General features: G+C 71.5%; 15 protein-coding genes. 11 read left to right on the forward strand and 4 right to left on the reverse strand.

Annotated elements, in window-relative coordinates; all coding sequences use genetic code 11:
- The first annotated feature begins 62 nt into the window (after positions 1-62).
- Positions 63-1,583, forward strand: coding sequence for an aldehyde dehydrogenase (NADP(+)) (locus OG912_RS27745; RefSeq protein WP_327711725.1), 1,521 nt, complete (start codon positions 63-65; stop codon positions 1,581-1,583).
- A complete protein-coding gene (locus OG912_RS27750) occupies positions 1,580-2,191 on the forward strand; it encodes a DUF1349 domain-containing protein (RefSeq protein ID WP_327711726.1) in 612 nt (203 codons plus the stop codon). Before OG912_RS27745 ends, OG912_RS27750 begins: the two co-directional genes overlap by 4 nt.
- 310 nt (positions 2,192-2,501) lie before the next feature.
- Here the strand turns inward: OG912_RS27750 and OG912_RS27755 are convergent, their stop codons facing one another.
- Complete coding sequence (locus OG912_RS27755; RefSeq protein WP_327711727.1) at positions 2,502-3,410, reverse strand: aldo/keto reductase; 909 nt, start codon at positions 3,408-3,410, stop codon at positions 2,502-2,504.
- A gap of 313 nt (positions 3,411-3,723) precedes the next feature.
- On the opposite strand from OG912_RS27755, the gene OG912_RS27760 reads away from it, so the two are divergent.
- Together OG912_RS27760 and OG912_RS27765 are read left to right on the forward strand one after the other, a co-directional pair.
- Positions 3,724-4,185: an SDR family NAD(P)-dependent oxidoreductase gene (locus OG912_RS27760; RefSeq protein WP_327713564.1), complete on the forward strand. Its 462-nt coding sequence runs from the start codon at positions 3,724-3,726 to the stop codon at positions 4,183-4,185.
- Positions 4,073-4,510, forward strand: a complete 438-nt coding sequence (locus OG912_RS27765; RefSeq protein WP_327711728.1) for an NUDIX hydrolase — start codon at positions 4,073-4,075, stop codon at positions 4,508-4,510. Before OG912_RS27760 ends, OG912_RS27765 begins: the two co-directional genes overlap by 113 nt.
- Before the next feature lie 126 nt (positions 4,511-4,636).
- Here the strand turns inward: OG912_RS27765 and OG912_RS27770 are convergent, their stop codons facing one another.
- Positions 4,637-5,647, reverse strand: coding sequence for a zinc-dependent alcohol dehydrogenase family protein (locus OG912_RS27770; RefSeq protein ID WP_443061108.1), 1,011 nt, complete (start codon positions 5,645-5,647; stop codon positions 4,637-4,639).
- 111 nt (positions 5,648-5,758) lie between these two features.
- Here OG912_RS27770 and OG912_RS27775 point away from each other — a divergent pair, with 111 nt between their 5' ends.
- The 6 genes from OG912_RS27775 (at position 5,759) to OG912_RS27800 (ending at position 13,158) form a co-directional block, all read left to right on the forward strand.
- On the forward strand, positions 5,759-6,697 hold the full coding sequence (locus OG912_RS27775; protein WP_327711730.1) for an AraC family transcriptional regulator: 939 nt from the start codon (positions 5,759-5,761) through the stop codon (positions 6,695-6,697).
- Positions 6,698-6,767: 70 nt separating this feature from the next.
- Positions 6,768-7,652, forward strand: a complete 885-nt coding sequence (locus tag OG912_RS27780) for a CPBP family intramembrane glutamic endopeptidase (RefSeq protein WP_327711731.1) — start codon at positions 6,768-6,770, stop codon at positions 7,650-7,652.
- 170 nt (positions 7,653-7,822) lie between these two features.
- A complete protein-coding gene (locus OG912_RS27785; RefSeq protein WP_327711732.1) occupies positions 7,823-10,366 on the forward strand; it encodes a Tox-REase-5 domain-containing protein in 2,544 nt (847 codons plus the stop codon).
- A 68-nt stretch (positions 10,367-10,434) separates the two neighbouring features.
- Positions 10,435-11,154, forward strand: coding sequence for a hypothetical protein (locus OG912_RS27790; RefSeq protein WP_327711733.1), 720 nt, complete (start codon positions 10,435-10,437; stop codon positions 11,152-11,154).
- Positions 11,155-11,286: 132 nt separating this feature from the next.
- On the forward strand, positions 11,287-12,006 hold the full coding sequence (locus OG912_RS27795; RefSeq protein ID WP_327713565.1) for a DsbA family oxidoreductase: 720 nt from the start codon (positions 11,287-11,289) through the stop codon (positions 12,004-12,006).
- 90 nt (positions 12,007-12,096) lie between these two features.
- The gene (locus OG912_RS27800) at positions 12,097-13,158 is read left to right on the forward strand and encodes an aminotransferase class V-fold PLP-dependent enzyme (protein ID WP_327711734.1); all 1,062 of its coding nucleotides are present in this window, start codon (positions 12,097-12,099) and stop codon (positions 13,156-13,158) included.
- Positions 13,159-13,163: 5 nt separating this feature from the next.
- Here OG912_RS27800 and OG912_RS27805 read toward each other — a convergent pair whose 3' ends face one another.
- The gene (locus OG912_RS27805) at positions 13,164-13,649 is read right to left on the reverse strand and encodes a MarR family winged helix-turn-helix transcriptional regulator (protein WP_327711735.1); all 486 of its coding nucleotides are present in this window, start codon (positions 13,647-13,649) and stop codon (positions 13,164-13,166) included.
- A gap of 167 nt (positions 13,650-13,816) precedes the next feature.
- On the opposite strand from OG912_RS27805, the gene OG912_RS27810 reads away from it, so the two are divergent.
- Positions 13,817-14,887 (forward strand): alkene reductase, encoded by a 1,071-nt coding sequence (locus OG912_RS27810; protein WP_327711737.1) that lies wholly within the window; start codon positions 13,817-13,819, stop codon positions 14,885-14,887.
- A 46-nt stretch (positions 14,888-14,933) separates the two neighbouring features.
- On the opposite strand, the gene OG912_RS27815 is transcribed toward OG912_RS27810, so the two are convergent.
- On the reverse strand, positions 14,934-15,968 hold the full coding sequence (locus OG912_RS27815; protein WP_326735489.1) for a LacI family DNA-binding transcriptional regulator: 1,035 nt from the start codon (positions 15,966-15,968) through the stop codon (positions 14,934-14,936).

Below are 15,968 nucleotides of genomic sequence, written 5' to 3' on the forward strand. Positions count from 1 at the left end.
GGAACTCTGTTCAGAATACCGAACAACTTCTGATGTGTGGCAGTGGAGCGGAAGGAAACACGGTGGCAGCAGCACCAGTCTGGAGCGTCGACCCCCGCACCGGGAACCCGCGTGAGCAGGTTGCGGTGGAGGCTACAGCGGAGGAGGTCGACCGTGCGGTCCGGGCCGCTCACGCCGTACGCACCTCCCTCGCCGACCGTGCCGTGCGCGCCGCGTTCCTGCGCACCGCGGCCGATCTGCTCGCCGAGGCCGGTGAGCACGTCATCGAGGCCGCCGACGCCGAGACGGCACTCGGCCCGGCCCGGCTGACCGGCGAACTCGCCCGCACCGCGGCGCAGTTGCGTGCCTTCGCGGAGGTCGTCGACGAGGGTGCCTACCTCGACATCCACATCGACCACGAGGACGCCACCCGCACCCCGCCGTGGCCCGACCTGCGCCGCTACAAGATCCCGCTCGGCGTCGTCGCCGTCTACGCGGCCAGCAACTTCCCGCTCGCCTTCTCCGTCCCCGGCGGCGACACCGCCAGCGCCCTCGCGGCCGGCTGCCCGGTCGTGGTCAAGGCACACCCCGACCACCCCGCGACCTCCGAACTGTGCGCCTCCATCCTGCGCCGGGCCGCGGCGCAGCACGGGCTGCCCGAGGACGTCGTCACCGTCGTGCACGGCTTCGAGGCGGGCGTCGAACTGGTCAGGCACCCGCTCGTAAGCGCCGCCGGCTTCACCGGCTCCGTCCGCGGCGGACGCGCACTCTTCGACGCGGCGGCCGCGCGGCCGGTCCCCATCCCCTTCCACGGCGAGCTCGGCTCCCTCAACCCCGTCGTCATCACCGAGGCGGCCGCCGCCGAGCGCGGCGAGCAGATCGGTGCGGGGCTCGCCGGCTCGATGACCATGGGCGCGGGCCAGTTCTGCACCAAGCCCGGTTTCGTCCTGGCCCCCGCGGGCGAGAGCGGCGACCGGCTGCTGAAGTCCCTCACCGAAGCGGTCAGCGACACCGAGGCCGGCGTCCTGCTCGACCACCGCATGCGCGACGCCTTCCTCGCCGGAGTGAGTGAGCGGACCGCACTCCCGGACGTGGAGGCCCCGGTCACCCCCGGCGCGGGCGGCGAACACACCGTCGCGGCCGGCTTCCTGACCGTACCGGCGCAGCTCCTCGCCACCGAGGGCGCGCACGACGCGCTCCTGGAGGAGTGCTTCGGCCCCGTCACCGTCGTCGCCCGCTACACCTCCGAGGACGAGATCACCGCGGTCCTCTCCCGGCTGCCCGGCAACCTCACCGCCACCCTCCAGATCGCCACCGAGGAAGCCGACGGCAGCGCCGCCGCACTCCTGACCGCGCTCACCCCGCTCGCCGGACGCGTCCTGGTCAACGGCTGGCCGACCGGCGTCGCCGTCGCCCCCGCCCAGCACCACGGCGGCCCCTACCCGGCCACCACCTCCACCTTCACCTCGGTCGGTGCCACCGCGATCGAGCGCTGGCTGCGCCCGGTCAGCTATCAGACGGTCCCCGAGGCGCTGCTCCCGCCGGAGCTGCGCGAGGACAACCCGCTGGGCCTGCCCCGCCGCGTGAACGGACACTCCGCATGACCCTGCACCTTCCCGAACTCCCCTTCGGCCTGGAGCCGTTCGGCCCCACCGCGGGCTGGAACTACGAGGACGGCGTCCTCACCGGCCGCGCCGGCGCCCAGCAGGACCGCTTCGTCCCGCCGGGCGGCCCCGCCCTCGACACCGAGAGCGACGCGCCCCGGCTGCTGGGCGCCGCCCCGGACGGCGACTTCCAGCTCATCGCCCGGGTGAAGGCCGGCTTCGCCGCCGCCTTCGACGCGGGGGTCCTCTACCTTCACGTCGGCGACCGGGAGTGGGCCAAGATCTGCCTGGAACTCTCCCCGGACCGCCCCACCATCTGTACGGTCGTCACCCGCGGCCACTCCGACGACGTCAACTCCTTCGTCGTGGACGGCGACACCTACTGGCTGCGCCTCAGCCGCACCGGCAACGCCTACGCCTGCCACGCCTCGCCCGACGGCGAGAAGTGGACCTTCGTCCGCGTCTTCGCCCTGGGCGATCCGGAACGGGCCGCCACCGCGTCCATCGGCTTCCTGGCCCAGTCGCCCACGGGCGACGGCTGCGAGGTCTCCTTCGACCGGATCGAGTTCCGGCCGAAGGGGATCGCCGACCTGCGCGACGGCAGCTGAGCGGGCGCACACCCACCTGCTCTGGTGCTTCGAGCGAATTCGGCATGGTTACCAGGTGATTGCCCGCGACCGTGTGCTTGGCGTAGGGGTCGGCAAAGGGTTTGCGAGCATGCTGGGGTGGCACGTTCGGAACTGGTCCGAAGACCTGCCCGCGATCAAGCAGGCCTTGGAGACGGAAGCGGGCAAGATCCATGACGGCGACTCGGCTCGGGCGCTTGCTGAGCTGGGAGACGCAAGGGTCCGCCAGTAGGGGGCTGGCGGACCCTCCAAAGTGCGCGCCGGTGGCCCATGGACGAATGGCGATGGCTTGCTATTCGCCGACCGGCCACAGCGAGGTGAGGCGCGCCATCTCCTCTTCCGAGAGCCGTAGCGCGCCTGCCGCCACGTTCTGTGCGAGGTGGTCCAGATCACCTGTCCCGGGGATCGCGAGCACGTGCGGCCCCTGCTGCAAGGTCCAGGCCAGCCGGACCTGCGCGATGGACACACCGTGCGCGCGGGCGACGGCGCACACAGCCTCGCTGTCACCGGTAGCCGGGCCCGCCTCCCGCCCGGGACCGGCGATCGCGAAGAACGGGACGAAGGCGAGGCCGAGTTCACCGCAGCGCCGTAGGAGTGCCCGGTCCTCGCTCAACGCGCCGACCCCGTAGGGGTTCTGCACGCAGACGACCGGGGCGATGGCCCGGGCCTCGGCCAGTTGGTCAGACGTGACGTTGGAGATGCCGAGGTGGCGGACCAGCCCCGCTTCGCGCAGCTCGGCCAACACACCGAAGTGCTCGCCGATCGAGCCGGTTCGACGGCTCGGCGGCACGCGTAGGTTCACCACGTCCAGGTGATCGCGGCCGAGTTGGCGGAGGTTTTCCTCGACCTGGCCGCGCAACTGCGCCGGCGCTGCCCACCACCACGCGCCCGAGGGATCGCGGCCCGGCCAGACCTTGGTGGTGATGACCAGATCCTCCGGGTACGGCGCCAGCGCCCGGTTGATCAGCTCGTTGGCGGAGCGCGTCGCCGAGAAGTAGAACGCGGCGGTGTCGATGTGATTCACACCGAGCTCGACCGCCCGCCGGAGCACGCCGATCGACCGCTCGCGGTCACGTGGCACACCGCTGTCGAATGGCGCGGTACCCGTCAGGCGCATCGCGCCGAACCCGACGCGGTTGACGGTCAGGTCACCGAGTTGCCAAGTTCCCGCGGCTGCCGCGGTGTTTGTCCGTGGGCTCATGACTGGGATCTCCTCTTGCGGTTGGGAACGGAAAAACCGATGGGTGGTCGCGGCACGTTCAGGCCGCTCGGCGGGGCGAGCACCTCGAAGTGGGCCCACCAGTGCCGGGGCAGGCGGGCCCCGGGCATGAAAAAAGCCTCCCCGGCGGATCGGAATCCGCACCGAGAAGGCTCGCGTGATGGCCAGCATTCTAGCAGGTCAGGGCAGAGCGGCTAGGGCTTTCGCCAGCAGGTCATCGGATGCGGGGCTTCGGGGGCGGGCGTCCCAGCGGTATGGGGACCAGGCGCGTCGGATGGGGCAACGGACGGTGATGATGGCACTGGCCAGGGCGCTTGAGACTCACCTCCGGGCCCGGCCGCTGCAGGGCCGGACCGCCCTTGTCACAGGCGGCGCCACAGGCATCGGTGCCGGGATCGGCCGAGCCCTTTCCACGTCAGGAGCCACGGTGGCCGTCAACCACCCCGGTCAGGGGCGGGAGGCGCGGGCGTTCCTTGCCACCTTGGAGCGCGGCGGAAGTCCTGGTGTGGCCATCGACGCCGACCTGACCGACCGTGACGCAGTCCAGAGGGCCCTCCGCATCGTTCATCACTGGGTAATCAGTCCACGTCGACGGCGGCTGGCTGCTGCACTGAGACCGTCAACAAGCAAGGAGAAGGAGCCGAATGATCGAACGAGTCCGAGCCGTTCTCGTCACAGAGGACGACACGATGCTGGTCATCCGCCGGACCAAGCCCGGAGTCCCCGTGTACTGGGTGCTTCCCGGCGGAGGAGTTGAAGCCGACGACGAGTCCCGGGAGGCTGCCCTCCACCGGGAGATCCACGAGGAGATCGCAGGAAAGGCCGACATCATCCGACTCCTGCACACGATGGAGTCCGACGAGGAGCGTCAGCTCTTCTACCTCACGCGTATTGCCACCTGGTCCTTCGACGACCGCACCGGACCCGAGTTCAGTGCCGAAGGCCGGGGCGAATACGCACTGGAGGAGGTCCCGCTGAGCGCGGAAGGGCTCGACCGCATCGACCTCAAGCCCGAAGAGATCGCTCATGTTCTCCGAGGCGCCCTCGGCGACGGCTCTCTCTCAGGTGCTGCTAAAGCCTGAGCGACGCAACGTGAGCATGCCACCGGGACCTGCGCCAGAGGCGCGGGCCCAGGCAAGATCCAGTACCTCCCGGACGCAGGGGTGAGCACGGCCCCGTCGCCTGACCGTGCGCACCCCCCTCCGCCGTCAGTGCCGAACCTTCACCACGATCTTCCCGGTGTGGGCGTTGGACTCCATGAGCCGGTGCGCGTCCGCCATCCGCTCCAGGCCGTCGAACGTCGCCCCCACCACGGGAGTCAGCGCACCGCTGCGGAGACCGGAGCCGATGAAGTGGGCCGCACGGCGGCGGCGGGCCGGTTCGGCCGACAGGTCCAGGTTGTTGTAACCGATCACGGCCAAGGGCCAGTTCGACGGCAGCACAGCCGGCTGCCCGTCCAGCCACCCGTACACGATCAGCGTCCCGTCGTGCGCCGCCGCCTCGCCCAGCGTGGCCAGCCCCGGTCCGCCGATCGCGTCGAAGATCACCTCAGCGCCCTTGCCGCCGGTGATACGGCCGACCTCCTTCACCACGTCCTCGTCGTCCGTCGTGATGACATGAGCGGCTCCCAGGCCGAGCAGTCGCTGCTTCTTGGCGGCGGTACGGGTGGTGGCGATCGTGATCGCCCCGATCCGGTCGGCCACCTGGAGCGCCGCGGTGCCGACCCCGCTGGACGCGCCGGTGATCACCACATGGTCACCGGGCCGCAGTCCGCCCTTCTCCAACAGGGCGCCGTAGGCGGTGGAGTACGTCAGCCAGGCGGCGGCCGCGTTCACCGCATCGACGCCCGTGGGCCGGTGGAGTACCTGCCCCGCCGGGACCACCACGCGCTCGGCGTAGAGGCCGTGGCCGCTCAGCTCCTTCTCGGGGGTGGCCATCACCGGGTCGCCGGGCGTGAATTCACTCACCCCCGCACCGACGGCCTCGACGACTCCGGCCGCCTCATAGCCGTTGCGGGAGGCCGGCAGCGTCGGCCGGTAGAAGTACGTGCCCGCGCGGAAGAGCGCCTCGGCCCGGTTGAGGCCCAGCGCCTCGACCCGGATGAGTACCTCGCCGGGGCCGGGTGCGGGCAGGGGTACCTCCTCGACGGTGAGGACGTCCGGATCGCCGGTGGTGTGGAAGAGAACGGCCTTGGTGGTGAGGGGCGTTGCTGTGCTCATGTCGGTCATGGTCATCACCGTACGAATCCGTTCCGAGACGATCCATATCTCAGAAGCGCCCCTTCATGTCCGATCGTCTCCTGCTGCCGGACCCGTGGATACGCTGGCGTCATGGATGTCCTCAGCGACGTGATCACGGCCATGCGGGGCGGCCGCCCGCATTCCTCCCGCCGCAGCAAGTACGCCCCCTGGGGCATGCGGTTCCCCGCATCCGAGGGGGCCGGATTCCATGTGGTGCTCCAGGGTTCGGCCTGGCTGATCCCGCCCGGCGAGGCTCCTGCGGTGCGGCTGGGCGTCGGTGACGTGGTGTTCCTGGCCCACGGTCGCGGGCACGCGCTGGCCGACACGCCCAGCACGCCCGTCGACGATGTCGTCCCGGGCCCCGACGGCACCTGGCCGACACCGGCCGACGAGCCGCCTCCCGACGCTGCGGGTCCGGTCACGCAACTCCTGTGCGGTGCCTACAAGCTGAACCGGGCGCGCGCACACCCATTGCTCTCGCACCTGCCCGACGTCGTCCACCTCCCGGCCGGGGCCGGCGCGCACCCTGCGCTGCGCTCGGCGATCGACCTGCTCGGCGGCGAACTCCGGACCCCGCTGCCCGGATCCGACGCCGTGGTGCCCGCGCTGCTCGACACCCTGCTGCTGTACATCCTGCGCACCTGGTGGCTCGAGGAGCGGGCGGCGTCCCGTCCGGACGGGACGCCGGTGGGCTGGTCGGCGGCGCTGGCCGACCCGGCGGTCTCGGCGGCCCTGACCGCCGTCCACGACGACCCGGCCAGGCCCTGGACGGTCGAGGAGCTCGGCTCCCTGGGCGGTCTTTCCCGCGCCGCCTTCGCCCGGCGGTTCACCGCCCTGGTCGGTGAGCCGCCGCTGGCCTATCTGACCTGGTGGCGGATGACGACGGCGGGCCGGCTGCTGAGGGCCGACGACGCGCCCCTGCGCTCGGTCGCCCAACGTGCCGGCTATACGTCGGAGTTCGCGTTCGCCAAGGCGTTCAAGCGGGAGTACGGAATGGCCCCCGGGCAGTACCGCCGACAGGCGGGCTGACCGGCTCCGGGGGGATTTATTTGTCGGAATTTAGTATGAGAAACTTCGTTTTGCAGGAGGGCGGCGACGCGTGGCCGTGCCGGCTGAGCCGGGAATCGCGACCGCCCCGACGAAGGGCGACGCCGTGCACGAACAAGTGGGAGCCGTACCCGCCGGTCAGGTCGGCCGCAAGTTGTCATGGCCGTGGTTCCTGGCCGTGGTGGTCGTCTATCTGGGCGTCATCCAGGGCCTGGGAGCGCTGGTCGGCGTGGACACCGGTGACTCCGACAGTGCGTTCCCCACCACCGAGTCCATCGTGCGCAACGCCCTGATCCCGATCGGGGCGTCGATCGTGTTCGTCGCCGCAGTGGTCACCTGGCTCGGCTGGTGGGGCGAGGTTCTGCGCTACCGAGCCCCCGTGCGGCGCTGGGTGCGGTGGGTGCCGCTCTCGATGCTCGCCGTCGCGCTGATCGGAATGAACTACGGGCACCTCGCCGACCAGAGCCTGTCCCTGGTGGCATCCCTGCTGGTGCTCGGTGTCTTCGTCGGCTTCGGCGAGGAACTGATGTTCCGCGGTATCGGCGTCCATGTGTTCCGCAGGGCCGGCTTCACCGAGGGGAAGGTGGCCCTGTACTCCTCGCTCGTCTTCGGCCTCGCGCACGTCAGCAACGCCTTCGGCGAGGGAGCGCAGGCCCTCGTGCAGGCCCTCATCGTCTCGACCTCGGGCTATTTCTTCTATCTGTGCCTGCGCGTCGGCGGGGTCATCCTCCTGCCGATGCTGGTGCACGGCCTCTGGGACACCGGCCTGTTCTCCAACCTGGTGGGGGACACTCCCCAAGCGTCCGTGCGCACGGCCCTCTTCGTAGTCCTTCAGGTCGCGCTGATCATCGTGCTGATCGTCAAGCGCCGCACGGTCGAACCCGCCACCCCGATGAGGGCCGCCGCCGAACCCGCCCCGCTGCCTCCGGCGAGCTGACCCGCGGGCGTTCCCGCCGCCGCCCACCCGGCGCACCCGTGCGAGTGAGCGCAGGCCCAGCGGCACTGGGGCCCGAGTTGGGTCCTGGGGCCCATGACGGGGGAGTCCGGGCTCCGTAGCCTGAGGTGTCGTCATTCTGCCTGCGGGCAGTGCGGGTTGGGGGGCCAAGCATGTCTGCGACAGGTGGCATATCCGCGTACGGCGGCGTGGGGCCCGCGCCCGGGGCGGGGCGGCGCCCGCTGCCGCGCGCCATGGGCGCGGCCCGGCTGCTGCTGCATGTGCTCTTCGGTGCGACGCTGCTGGGCGGCGCCGGCCTGTTCGGCTCCGCCCTCGCCGCCGACGCGCTGAACGGTGTCGTGGTCGGCCTGCTGTTGTACGGGGCCGTGCCCGGTGTCGTGGGCTGGCTGCTCTCGCGGCGGGTGTGGACCGGCGGGCGGGGCGTGTGGGGCGGACTCGTCGCCGTACAGGTGTGGTTGATCATCGGTGGCGCGTCCAATGCCGCGGACGGATCGATGCGCGGCTTCACGCAGGTGTTCCTGCCGGTGCTGATCCTGGTGTTCCTGACCCGGCCGGAGAGTCGTGAGTGGTTCCGGCTCGCGGAGCGGGAACGGGAGGACAAGCCGGATTTCTCGCTCCCTCACATGATCACGTGGCGCCGTGACCGGGGGCAGTCGACCCTGGAGTACGTCGGGCTGGTCATGCTTGTCGCGGCCGTCGTCGTGGCGTTGCTGCTGAGCGGTGTGGGCGGGCCGATGGCGGACCGTTTCCAGGCCGCGGTCTGCTCGGTCACGGGCACGTCCTGCCCGGCGACGGGCACCGGCAGCGGCACGGTGAACGCGGGTGACAGCGCGGGCGGCGCGGACGCGGGCGGCGCCGACGAGGGCGCCACGGTGGTCGGCGGCGCGGACGGGGGCGGTGCCTCCGCGGGTACGGGAGGAGCCTCCGCCGGTGCGGGAGATGCCTCCGGGTCCGCCGGTGCGGGCGGTGCCACCGAGGGCGGTGCCGGAGGTTCCACCGGTGGACCGGCCGGGGCGGACGCCTCCGGAGGATCGGGCTCCACCGACGGCTCCGACACCGCAGGAAGCTCCGGCGGCTCCGACGACACCGGCGGCTCCGACACCACAGGCGGTACGGGCACCACGGGCGAAACCGGCGGCCCCGACACCACCGGCGGCCCCGACGGATCCGGCACCGACAGGCCCGGCACGGAGACCTACCCCGAGACCGCCGCCGAACCCGAGGCCGCCTACGACGACATCCCCGCATCGGGCGAGGACGAATCGGGGGACTCCGGGGACTCCGACGACGGGGAGGACAAGGAGGACTGCAGCGGCTGGGGCTTCTTCGGCTGTGCCTGGGACCGTGGCACCCAGGTCGTCGAGGGCGTCTTCGTCGACGGCATCTGGGGCGACGTGACCGGGGTCATCGACCTCTTCAAGCCCTCGACCTGGTCAGGCATCGTCGACTACGGCAAGCAGCTCGGCAGCCAGTGGACGGACGACTCCAAGGACGCCACGAGCAAGTGGGACAAGGGCGACTACCTGGGCGCGTTCGGCGACTGGGGCAAGGCCTCGCTCAACACCGTGGTCAAGGTCGGCGACGACATGTTCGTCGGCGACGACGTGCGCGAGCGCTGGAACAACGGGGAGAAGACCCGAGCCGTCACCGACGTCGTGTGGAACGTCGGCTCCCTCTTCATCCCCGGGTACGACGTGGCGAAGGTCGTCGGCAAGACCAGCAGGCTCGGCCACATCGGCAAGATCGCCTCCGACGTGGCGGAGGCCGCAGAGGACGCGGGGGCGGCCTCCCGCAGGGCCCGCAAGGCGGCCGAGGCCGGCGACGTCGACGGCGCCCGAAAGGCGGCGAAGGAGGCCGACGACGCCGCCGACAAGGCCGAGGATTCGGCTCGCAGGACCGGCTGCTCCATCGCCTCCGGACCCCTCGGGCCAAGAACCGGCTACGGAGGCACGGGTGTCGCCGGATCCGGAACCGGAGTGCTGGCCGCCGGCCCTGCGGACCATGTGATCCTCGCCGACGACGGCTGCGACAAGGCGGCCGAGGCCAAGGCGAAGGAGGCCCGCGACCAGGAGCGCGCCGCCTGGACGGACAAGAAGCGTGCCGAGGAGGCCGACCGGGCGGCCAAGGCGCTGGCGAAGAAGAAGCCGTGGCCGGACGCCCAGCGCAACGACACCTCCGACCCGCGGAACTACAACTCGCCGGACTGGGCCAAGGACCTGAAGGACCCGGAGCTCGGATCGGCCGACGCGGGCGACGGGTACTGGGGGAGCCGCGACCGCAACCCCAAGCCCAACTGGAAGAACGAGTCGTGGCTCCGCTACCAGGAACAGATCACCGGCACCAACCGCGGCAAGGAGTACATCGTCGCCAACCCCAAGGAGGGCAAGCCTCCGGTGGAGTACGACGGTTGGGACTCCGGCCGGCAGACGTTCCTGGAGGCGAAGAACGGCTACAAGAGCTACCTGTCGAAGGGTGACAGCGGAACGCTCACGCCGTCGGGCCGGGAGAAGTTCGTCAAGGAGGCGACGGAGCAGGTCAACGCCTCCGGAGGACGTCCGGTCGAATGGCACTTCTCCGACCCGGACGTCGCCAAGGCGGCCCGGAAGGCGTTCCGGGACGAGGGCCTTCCGATCAAGGTCGTCTACAGCAAGCAGAACCCGGAGTTGAGCACGAGGAAGCCCGGGGCCTTCGACTAGCCTGGGGCGCGCGCCGATCCGCGGTCGCGGTCGGGATCTACGACGGCTCACAACGGTGGAGGCAGGACATGCGACGTGTGGTGCGGGGCTTCTGGGGACCCCGGAAGGAGTCGCCCCTGGAGCTCGCGGGACGCTGGAAGACGATGCTCGACGCGCTTCCCGCGCTGCTTCCGGAAGCCGGTTCCGCCCCGGCAGGGCAGCCGTGGACATGGACGCAGCACCACGCGTCCGGCCGTCCCACGGAACTCCGCCCCGACGTGGCCGAACTGGCCGCAGCGCTGCAGGCGGACCACGACTCCCCGCAGACCTCGGACGGGGCCGGACTGAGCCTGGCGAGCGCGGGCGAGCCGGGCTGGGAGGTCGCCGTCACCGGGCGCGGCGGCGGCGAGTCGGAGTACGTGACCCAGGCCGTCGTGCTGACGGTCGCCTCGCCGGACGACGCCGAGGTCCCCGAAGCCGCCCTCCTCGCACTGATCGCGGACACCTGGCAGCCGGACATCGGCGATGTGACCGACGACGACCTGCTCGACGCCCTGGAGGACGACGCCGGCTACGACTACACGCAGTCCCAGCTCTGTGTCGGCCGGCTCGGCTACCTCTCCCCGGGTCGCGCGGCGCCGGCTCCCGAGGGGGTGGGCGTGGCCCGCAAGGAGCTGCGCGGCGAGGGCCTGCTGCTCGACATCGCACCGCCCGGGGACACCGGGGCCGTGGTGGAGGCCTATGTGCGCCTGCGCGACGCCGGCGCGCTGGAACCTCTGCCCCGTCCGATGAACCGCACCCTCTTCTAGTACTTCTCCTTCTCCGTGAAGGGTGACGCGGCCCCGGGAATGGCCGGCACCCCGATGTGCGTTTCCCCATGAGCGGAGGGTCCCTCCGTGCTGCGCGAGCAGCCGCACGAGAGCCTGGAGAGTAGAAGAGTCATGCGCGTCGAGATCTGGAGCGACATCGCCTGCCCGTGGTGCTACATCGGCAAGGCCCGGTTCGAGAAGGGCCTGGCAGGCTTCGCCCACCGCGACGAGGTCGAGGTGGTCCACCGCTCCTTCGAGCTCGACCCCGGGCGCGCCAAGGGCGACACGGCGCAGGTCATCGACATGCTGGCGCAGAAGTACGGGCGCACCCGCGAGGAAGCCCAGTCGATGGAGGCGAACGTCGCGGCCAACGCGCAGGCCGAAGGCCTCGGCTACCGCACCGAGGGCCGTGACCACGGCAGCACCTTCGACATCCACCGGCTGCTGCATCTGGCGAAGGCCCGCGGCCGTCAGGACGAGCTGCTGAGCCTGGCCTACCGGGCGAACTTCGCCGAGGAGCGTTCCGTCTACGACGACGAGGTGCTGGTCGAGCTGGCCGTCGAGGCCGGTCTCGACGCCGCCGAGGCCCGCGCGGTGCTCGCCGACCCGCAGGCGTACGCGGCCGAGGTGCGGGCCGATGAGCAGGAGGCGTCCGAACTGGGGGCCAACGCCGTGCCGTTCTTCGTGCTCGACCGGCGTTACGGGATCTCCGGCGGCCAGCCCGCCGAGGTCTTCGCGCAGGCGCTGGAGCAGGCGTGGAAGGACCGTCCGCTGACCGCGATCGGCGGGGACGCGGCAGCCTGCGACGCCGAGGGGGCCTGCGAAGTTCCGCAGGCCGGTGGCACCGTCTGAGGCTGCGACCTGCACACATAAGCATTGCTTGGGCACACCCCTTAACTCCTGGTGATTGACTATGGGTTAAGGGGGATCCAGGCTGGGCCCATGACGATCTCTTCGCTCAGCCGTGCGGTGGCCGCCGAGTTCGCGCCGGAGACGGCCTACCTCAACACCTCCAGCTGCGGGCTGCTGCCCCGCCGCACCGTCGACGCGGTGAGGGCCCTTGCCGATGAGAACACCACGGGCCGCAGGGCCGGTGCGGGCGATTTCGAGGCGGTGGACCGGGCCAGGGACGGTTTCGCGCGTCTCGCCGGAGTCGACGCCGGCCGGGTCGCCGTCGGCAGTTCGGTCACCGTCCATGTCGGGCTGATCGCCTGCTCTCTGCCGGCCGGTGCCGAAGTGCTGGCGCCCGAGGGGGAGTTCAGCTCGGTCGTCACCCCGTTCGCGGTGCGTGGCGACCTGCGGATGCGGTACGTCCCGCTGGCGGAGCTGGCCGACGCGGTGGGCCCCGAGACCGCGCTCGTCGCCTTCTCCTCCGTGCAGTCCGCCGACGGCCGGCTCGCCGATCTGGACGCGGTGCGGGCCGCGGCGGCCGCCCACGGGGCCCGTACGCTGCTGGACGCCACCCAGTCCGCGGGCTGGCTGCCGCTCGATGCCGGGGCGTACGACTACACGGTCGCGGGCGGCTACAAGTTCCTGCTCTGCCCGCGGGGTGCGTCGTTCCTCACCGTCACCGAGGAGGCACAGGAGTCGCTGCCGCCGGTCTTCGCCGGCTGGGTCGCGGCCGAGGACCCCTGGGGCAGCACCTACGGGCCGGTCGCGAAGCTCGCCCCCGATGCCCGTCGCTATGACGAGCCGCCCGCCTTCCTCTCGTACCACGGCGCCGAGCACTCCCTCGCGCTGCTCGACGAGATCGGCATCGACGTCCTCCATGACCACGCCACCGGGCTGGCGGCCCGCTTCAGGACCGGTCTCGCCGGGCTGGGTCACGAGGCCGTGCCGGCCCCGACTGCCGTCGTCGGGGTGCCGGGACTCGGTGACCGGGCGCCGGCGCTGGAACGGGCCGGGGTGATGGTCTCCAACCGGGCCGGCACTCTGCGGGCGGCCTTCCACCTCTACAACACCGAGGCCGATGTGGACCGCGCGCTGGACGTACTCGGGGGCTGAGGCCGTCAGCGGTTGTCCGGGCAGTCCGCCGTCTCCTGGCAGAGGTTCTGCTCGACCCGGGCCAGCAGCCGGGCCAGCTCCTTGCGTTCCCCCGCGTCCAGACCGGCGAGGGTGTGCTCCTCCAGGCTCGTCCAGGCCCGTTTCACATCGGAGTGCAGTGCGGAGCTGTTGTCGGTGGCCTCGACCAGGACGGCCCTGCGGTCGGCCGGGTCGGGGCTGCGGCGGACGTGCCCGGACTGCTCCAGCCGCTGGAGCATCTTGGTGACCGTGGACGGGTCCAGGTCGACCGCCTTGATCACCTCGGACTGGCGGACCGCCCCCGCGTCCCAGAGGTACATCATCAGGAACTCCTGGCCGGGGTAGAGGTCCGCGCACTTGAGCAGCTTGCCCGCCGCGATCCGGTGGAGCCGCGCGACCCGTGACACGGCATGGCTGACCGGGCCGCCGCGGGCGGCGCTGGGCAGCTCGGTACAGGCGGGATCGGAGTTCATCGGGGGCTCCTCGGATGGTGCGGGTGGCCCTGCGGCTGCCGGGCGCGGCTCTCTGCCGACTTTACCTTGGTCGGCCAACTAATGCGCTACAGTGGCAGGCATCGCGGATACTTGGCCGACCACATAGTTTTGGTTGGTCGACCACATACTTTCCTCGGAGGCTTTCCGTGACCACCGCATTCGACCCGCTCGACCTGGCCGGCTCGCAGCTCGCCAACCGCATCGCCCTGGCGCCGATGACCCGCAGCCGGGCGGGCGAGGGCGGCGCGCCGACGGAGCTGACCGCCGAGTACTACGCCCAGCGCGCCTCGGCCGGGCTCGTCATCACCGAGGGAGTCCAGCCCTCGGCCGTCGGTCAGGGATACCCCAGCACCCCCGGTCTGCACAGCCAGGAGCAGGTCACCGGCTGGCGCAGGGTCACGGACGCCGTGCACGCCAAGGGCGGCACGATCTTCGCGCAGCTCATGCACACCGGCCGGATAGGCCACCCGGTCCTGCTGCCCGACGGGCTCACCCCGGTCGGCGCCTCCCCGGTCGCTGCAGCGGGGCAGGTCTTCACCCAGGAGGGTCCGAAGGACTTCGTCACCCCGCGCGAGCTGACCGGCGCCGAGGTACGGGCGACGATCGCCGACTTCGTGACCGCCGCGCGCAACGCGGTGGACGCCGGGTTCGACGGCGTGGAACTGCACGGCGCCAACGGCTATCTGATCCACCAGTTCCTGGCGCCCAACTCCAACCTGCGCACCGACGAATGGGGCGGTTCCGTGGAGGGCCGCATCCGGTTCGCCGTCGAGACCGTGCGCGCCGTCGCCGCCGAGATCGGAGCCGCGCGCACCGGAATCCGGATCTCGCCGGGAAACCCGTTCAACGACATCGACGAGCCCGCGCCCGCGGCCACCTACAGCGCACTGGTGCAGGCCATCGAACCGGTCGGGCTCGCCTATCTGCACATCCTCGAGGGCAAGGCCGACGACCGGGAGCTGACCGCCACGCTGAGCAAGGAGTTCAACGGCACGGTCGTCCTCAACCCGGCGAGCGACGGCTCCACCGGACCCGAGGCCCTCGCCCTGGTCGAGCAGGGCGTGGCCGACGTCATCTCCTACGGCGCGCTGTTCCTCGCCAACCCGGACCTGCCGGAGCGGCTGCGCGCGGGCGGCCCCTTCAACACCGCGGACCGGGACACCTTTTACGGGGGCGACCACCGCGGCTACACGGACTACCCGGTTCTGGGGGCCTGACGACCCCGGCCGGCCGCGGTGCCCGAGGGCGCCGCGGCCGTCGTGGTCACGCCGAGTCGCGGCGGACGAGCTCGGTGGGCAGTATCACCGCGGCCGGGTCCTCCCCGCCGATCTGCGCCAGCAGCACCCGTACCATCTCGGCGCTGATCCGGTCCCACGGCTGACGGATCGTCGTCAGCGCCGGCCGGGAGGCGAGCGCCGCGGGGGAGTCGTCGAAGCCGCCCACCGCGACATCGTGCGGCACGCTGCGCCCCGCCTTCTCCAGCGCGGCGAGCACGCCCTGCGCCATCAGGTCCGAGGCGACGAACACCGCGTCCAGGTCGGGGGCCCGCTCCAGCAGCAGCGCGGCGGCCGCCTCGCCGCCCGCCCGGCTGTAGTCGCCCGGCACGATCAGCGCGTCGTCGGCGGGCAGTCCGCAGTCGGCCAGCATCTCGCGGTAGCCCGCGAGCCGCTCCACGCCGCCCGGGGTGTCCAGGGGGCCGCTGACCGTACCGATCCGGCGGCGCCCCGACTCGTACAGGAAACGCACCATGTCCCGGGCGCCGTCCCGGTCGTCGGCCGCCACATAGCTGACCTTCGACTTCTGCCCGAGCGGCTTCCCGCAGGCGACGAGGGGGACGCCCGCCTCGTGCAGCTGGGCGGCGACCGGGTCGCCCGAGTGGCTGGAGACCAGCAGAACGCCGTCCACATGGCCGGCGATGTACCGCATGTTCCGGCGGCGCTCCGCCTCCGTACCCGCGATCATCAGCAGCAGCGGGATGTCGTGCGCGGCGAGCGCGCTCGTGCAGCCGCGCAGCAGCACATTGAAGTTCGGGTCCTCGAAGAACCGCTCCTGGGGCTCGGTGAGCAGGAACGCCACCGAGTCGGAGCGGCCCGTGATCAGTGACCTGGCGTGCCGGTTCACCGTGTAACCCGTCTTGCGGATGGCGGAGTTGACCGCATCGAGCGCGGCCGGGCTGACGTTGTGACCGCCGTTCAGCACCCGGGAGACCGTGCCGCGGGAGACCCCGGCCTCGCGCGCCACGTCATGGATCGTCGGCGGCCGGCGGCGTCCCGTACCGGTCTGTTCTGTGCGGCTCAT

It is taken from the genome of Streptomyces sp. NBC_00464 (genome assembly GCF_036013915.1).
In the GTDB taxonomy this organism is placed as follows: domain Bacteria; phylum Actinomycetota; class Actinomycetes; order Streptomycetales; family Streptomycetaceae; genus Streptomyces.

Excerpts from the sequence above, each read along its gene's own strand:
- OG912_RS27750 (WP_327711726.1), top strand. The coding sequence starts at position 1,580 with ATGACCCTGCACCTTCCCGAACTCCCCTTCGGCCTGGAGCCGTTCGGC.
- OG912_RS27755 (WP_327711727.1), bottom strand. The coding sequence starts at position 3,410 with ATGAGCCCACGGACAAACACCGCGGCAGCCGCGGGAACTTGGCAACTC.
- OG912_RS27760 (WP_327713564.1), top strand. The coding sequence starts at position 3,724 with ATGGCACTGGCCAGGGCGCTTGAGACTCACCTCCGGGCCCGGCCGCTG.
- OG912_RS27765 (WP_327711728.1), top strand. The coding sequence starts at position 4,073 with ATGATCGAACGAGTCCGAGCCGTTCTCGTCACAGAGGACGACACGATG.
- OG912_RS27770 (WP_443061108.1), bottom strand. The coding sequence starts at position 5,647 with ATGAGCACAGCAACGCCCCTCACCACCAAGGCCGTTCTCTTCCACACC.
- OG912_RS27775 (WP_327711730.1), top strand. The coding sequence starts at position 5,759 with ATGGATGTCCTCAGCGACGTGATCACGGCCATGCGGGGCGGCCGCCCG.
- OG912_RS27785 (WP_327711732.1), top strand. The coding sequence starts at position 7,823 with ATGTCTGCGACAGGTGGCATATCCGCGTACGGCGGCGTGGGGCCCGCG.
- OG912_RS27790 (WP_327711733.1), top strand. The coding sequence starts at position 10,435 with ATGCGACGTGTGGTGCGGGGCTTCTGGGGACCCCGGAAGGAGTCGCCC.
- OG912_RS27795 (WP_327713565.1), top strand. The coding sequence starts at position 11,287 with ATGCGCGTCGAGATCTGGAGCGACATCGCCTGCCCGTGGTGCTACATC.
- OG912_RS27800 (WP_327711734.1), top strand. The coding sequence starts at position 12,097 with ATGACGATCTCTTCGCTCAGCCGTGCGGTGGCCGCCGAGTTCGCGCCG.
- OG912_RS27805 (WP_327711735.1), bottom strand. The coding sequence starts at position 13,649 with ATGAACTCCGATCCCGCCTGTACCGAGCTGCCCAGCGCCGCCCGCGGC.
- OG912_RS27815 (WP_326735489.1), bottom strand. The coding sequence starts at position 15,968 with ATGAGCCGCACAGAACAGACCGGTACGGGACGCCGCCGGCCGCCGACG.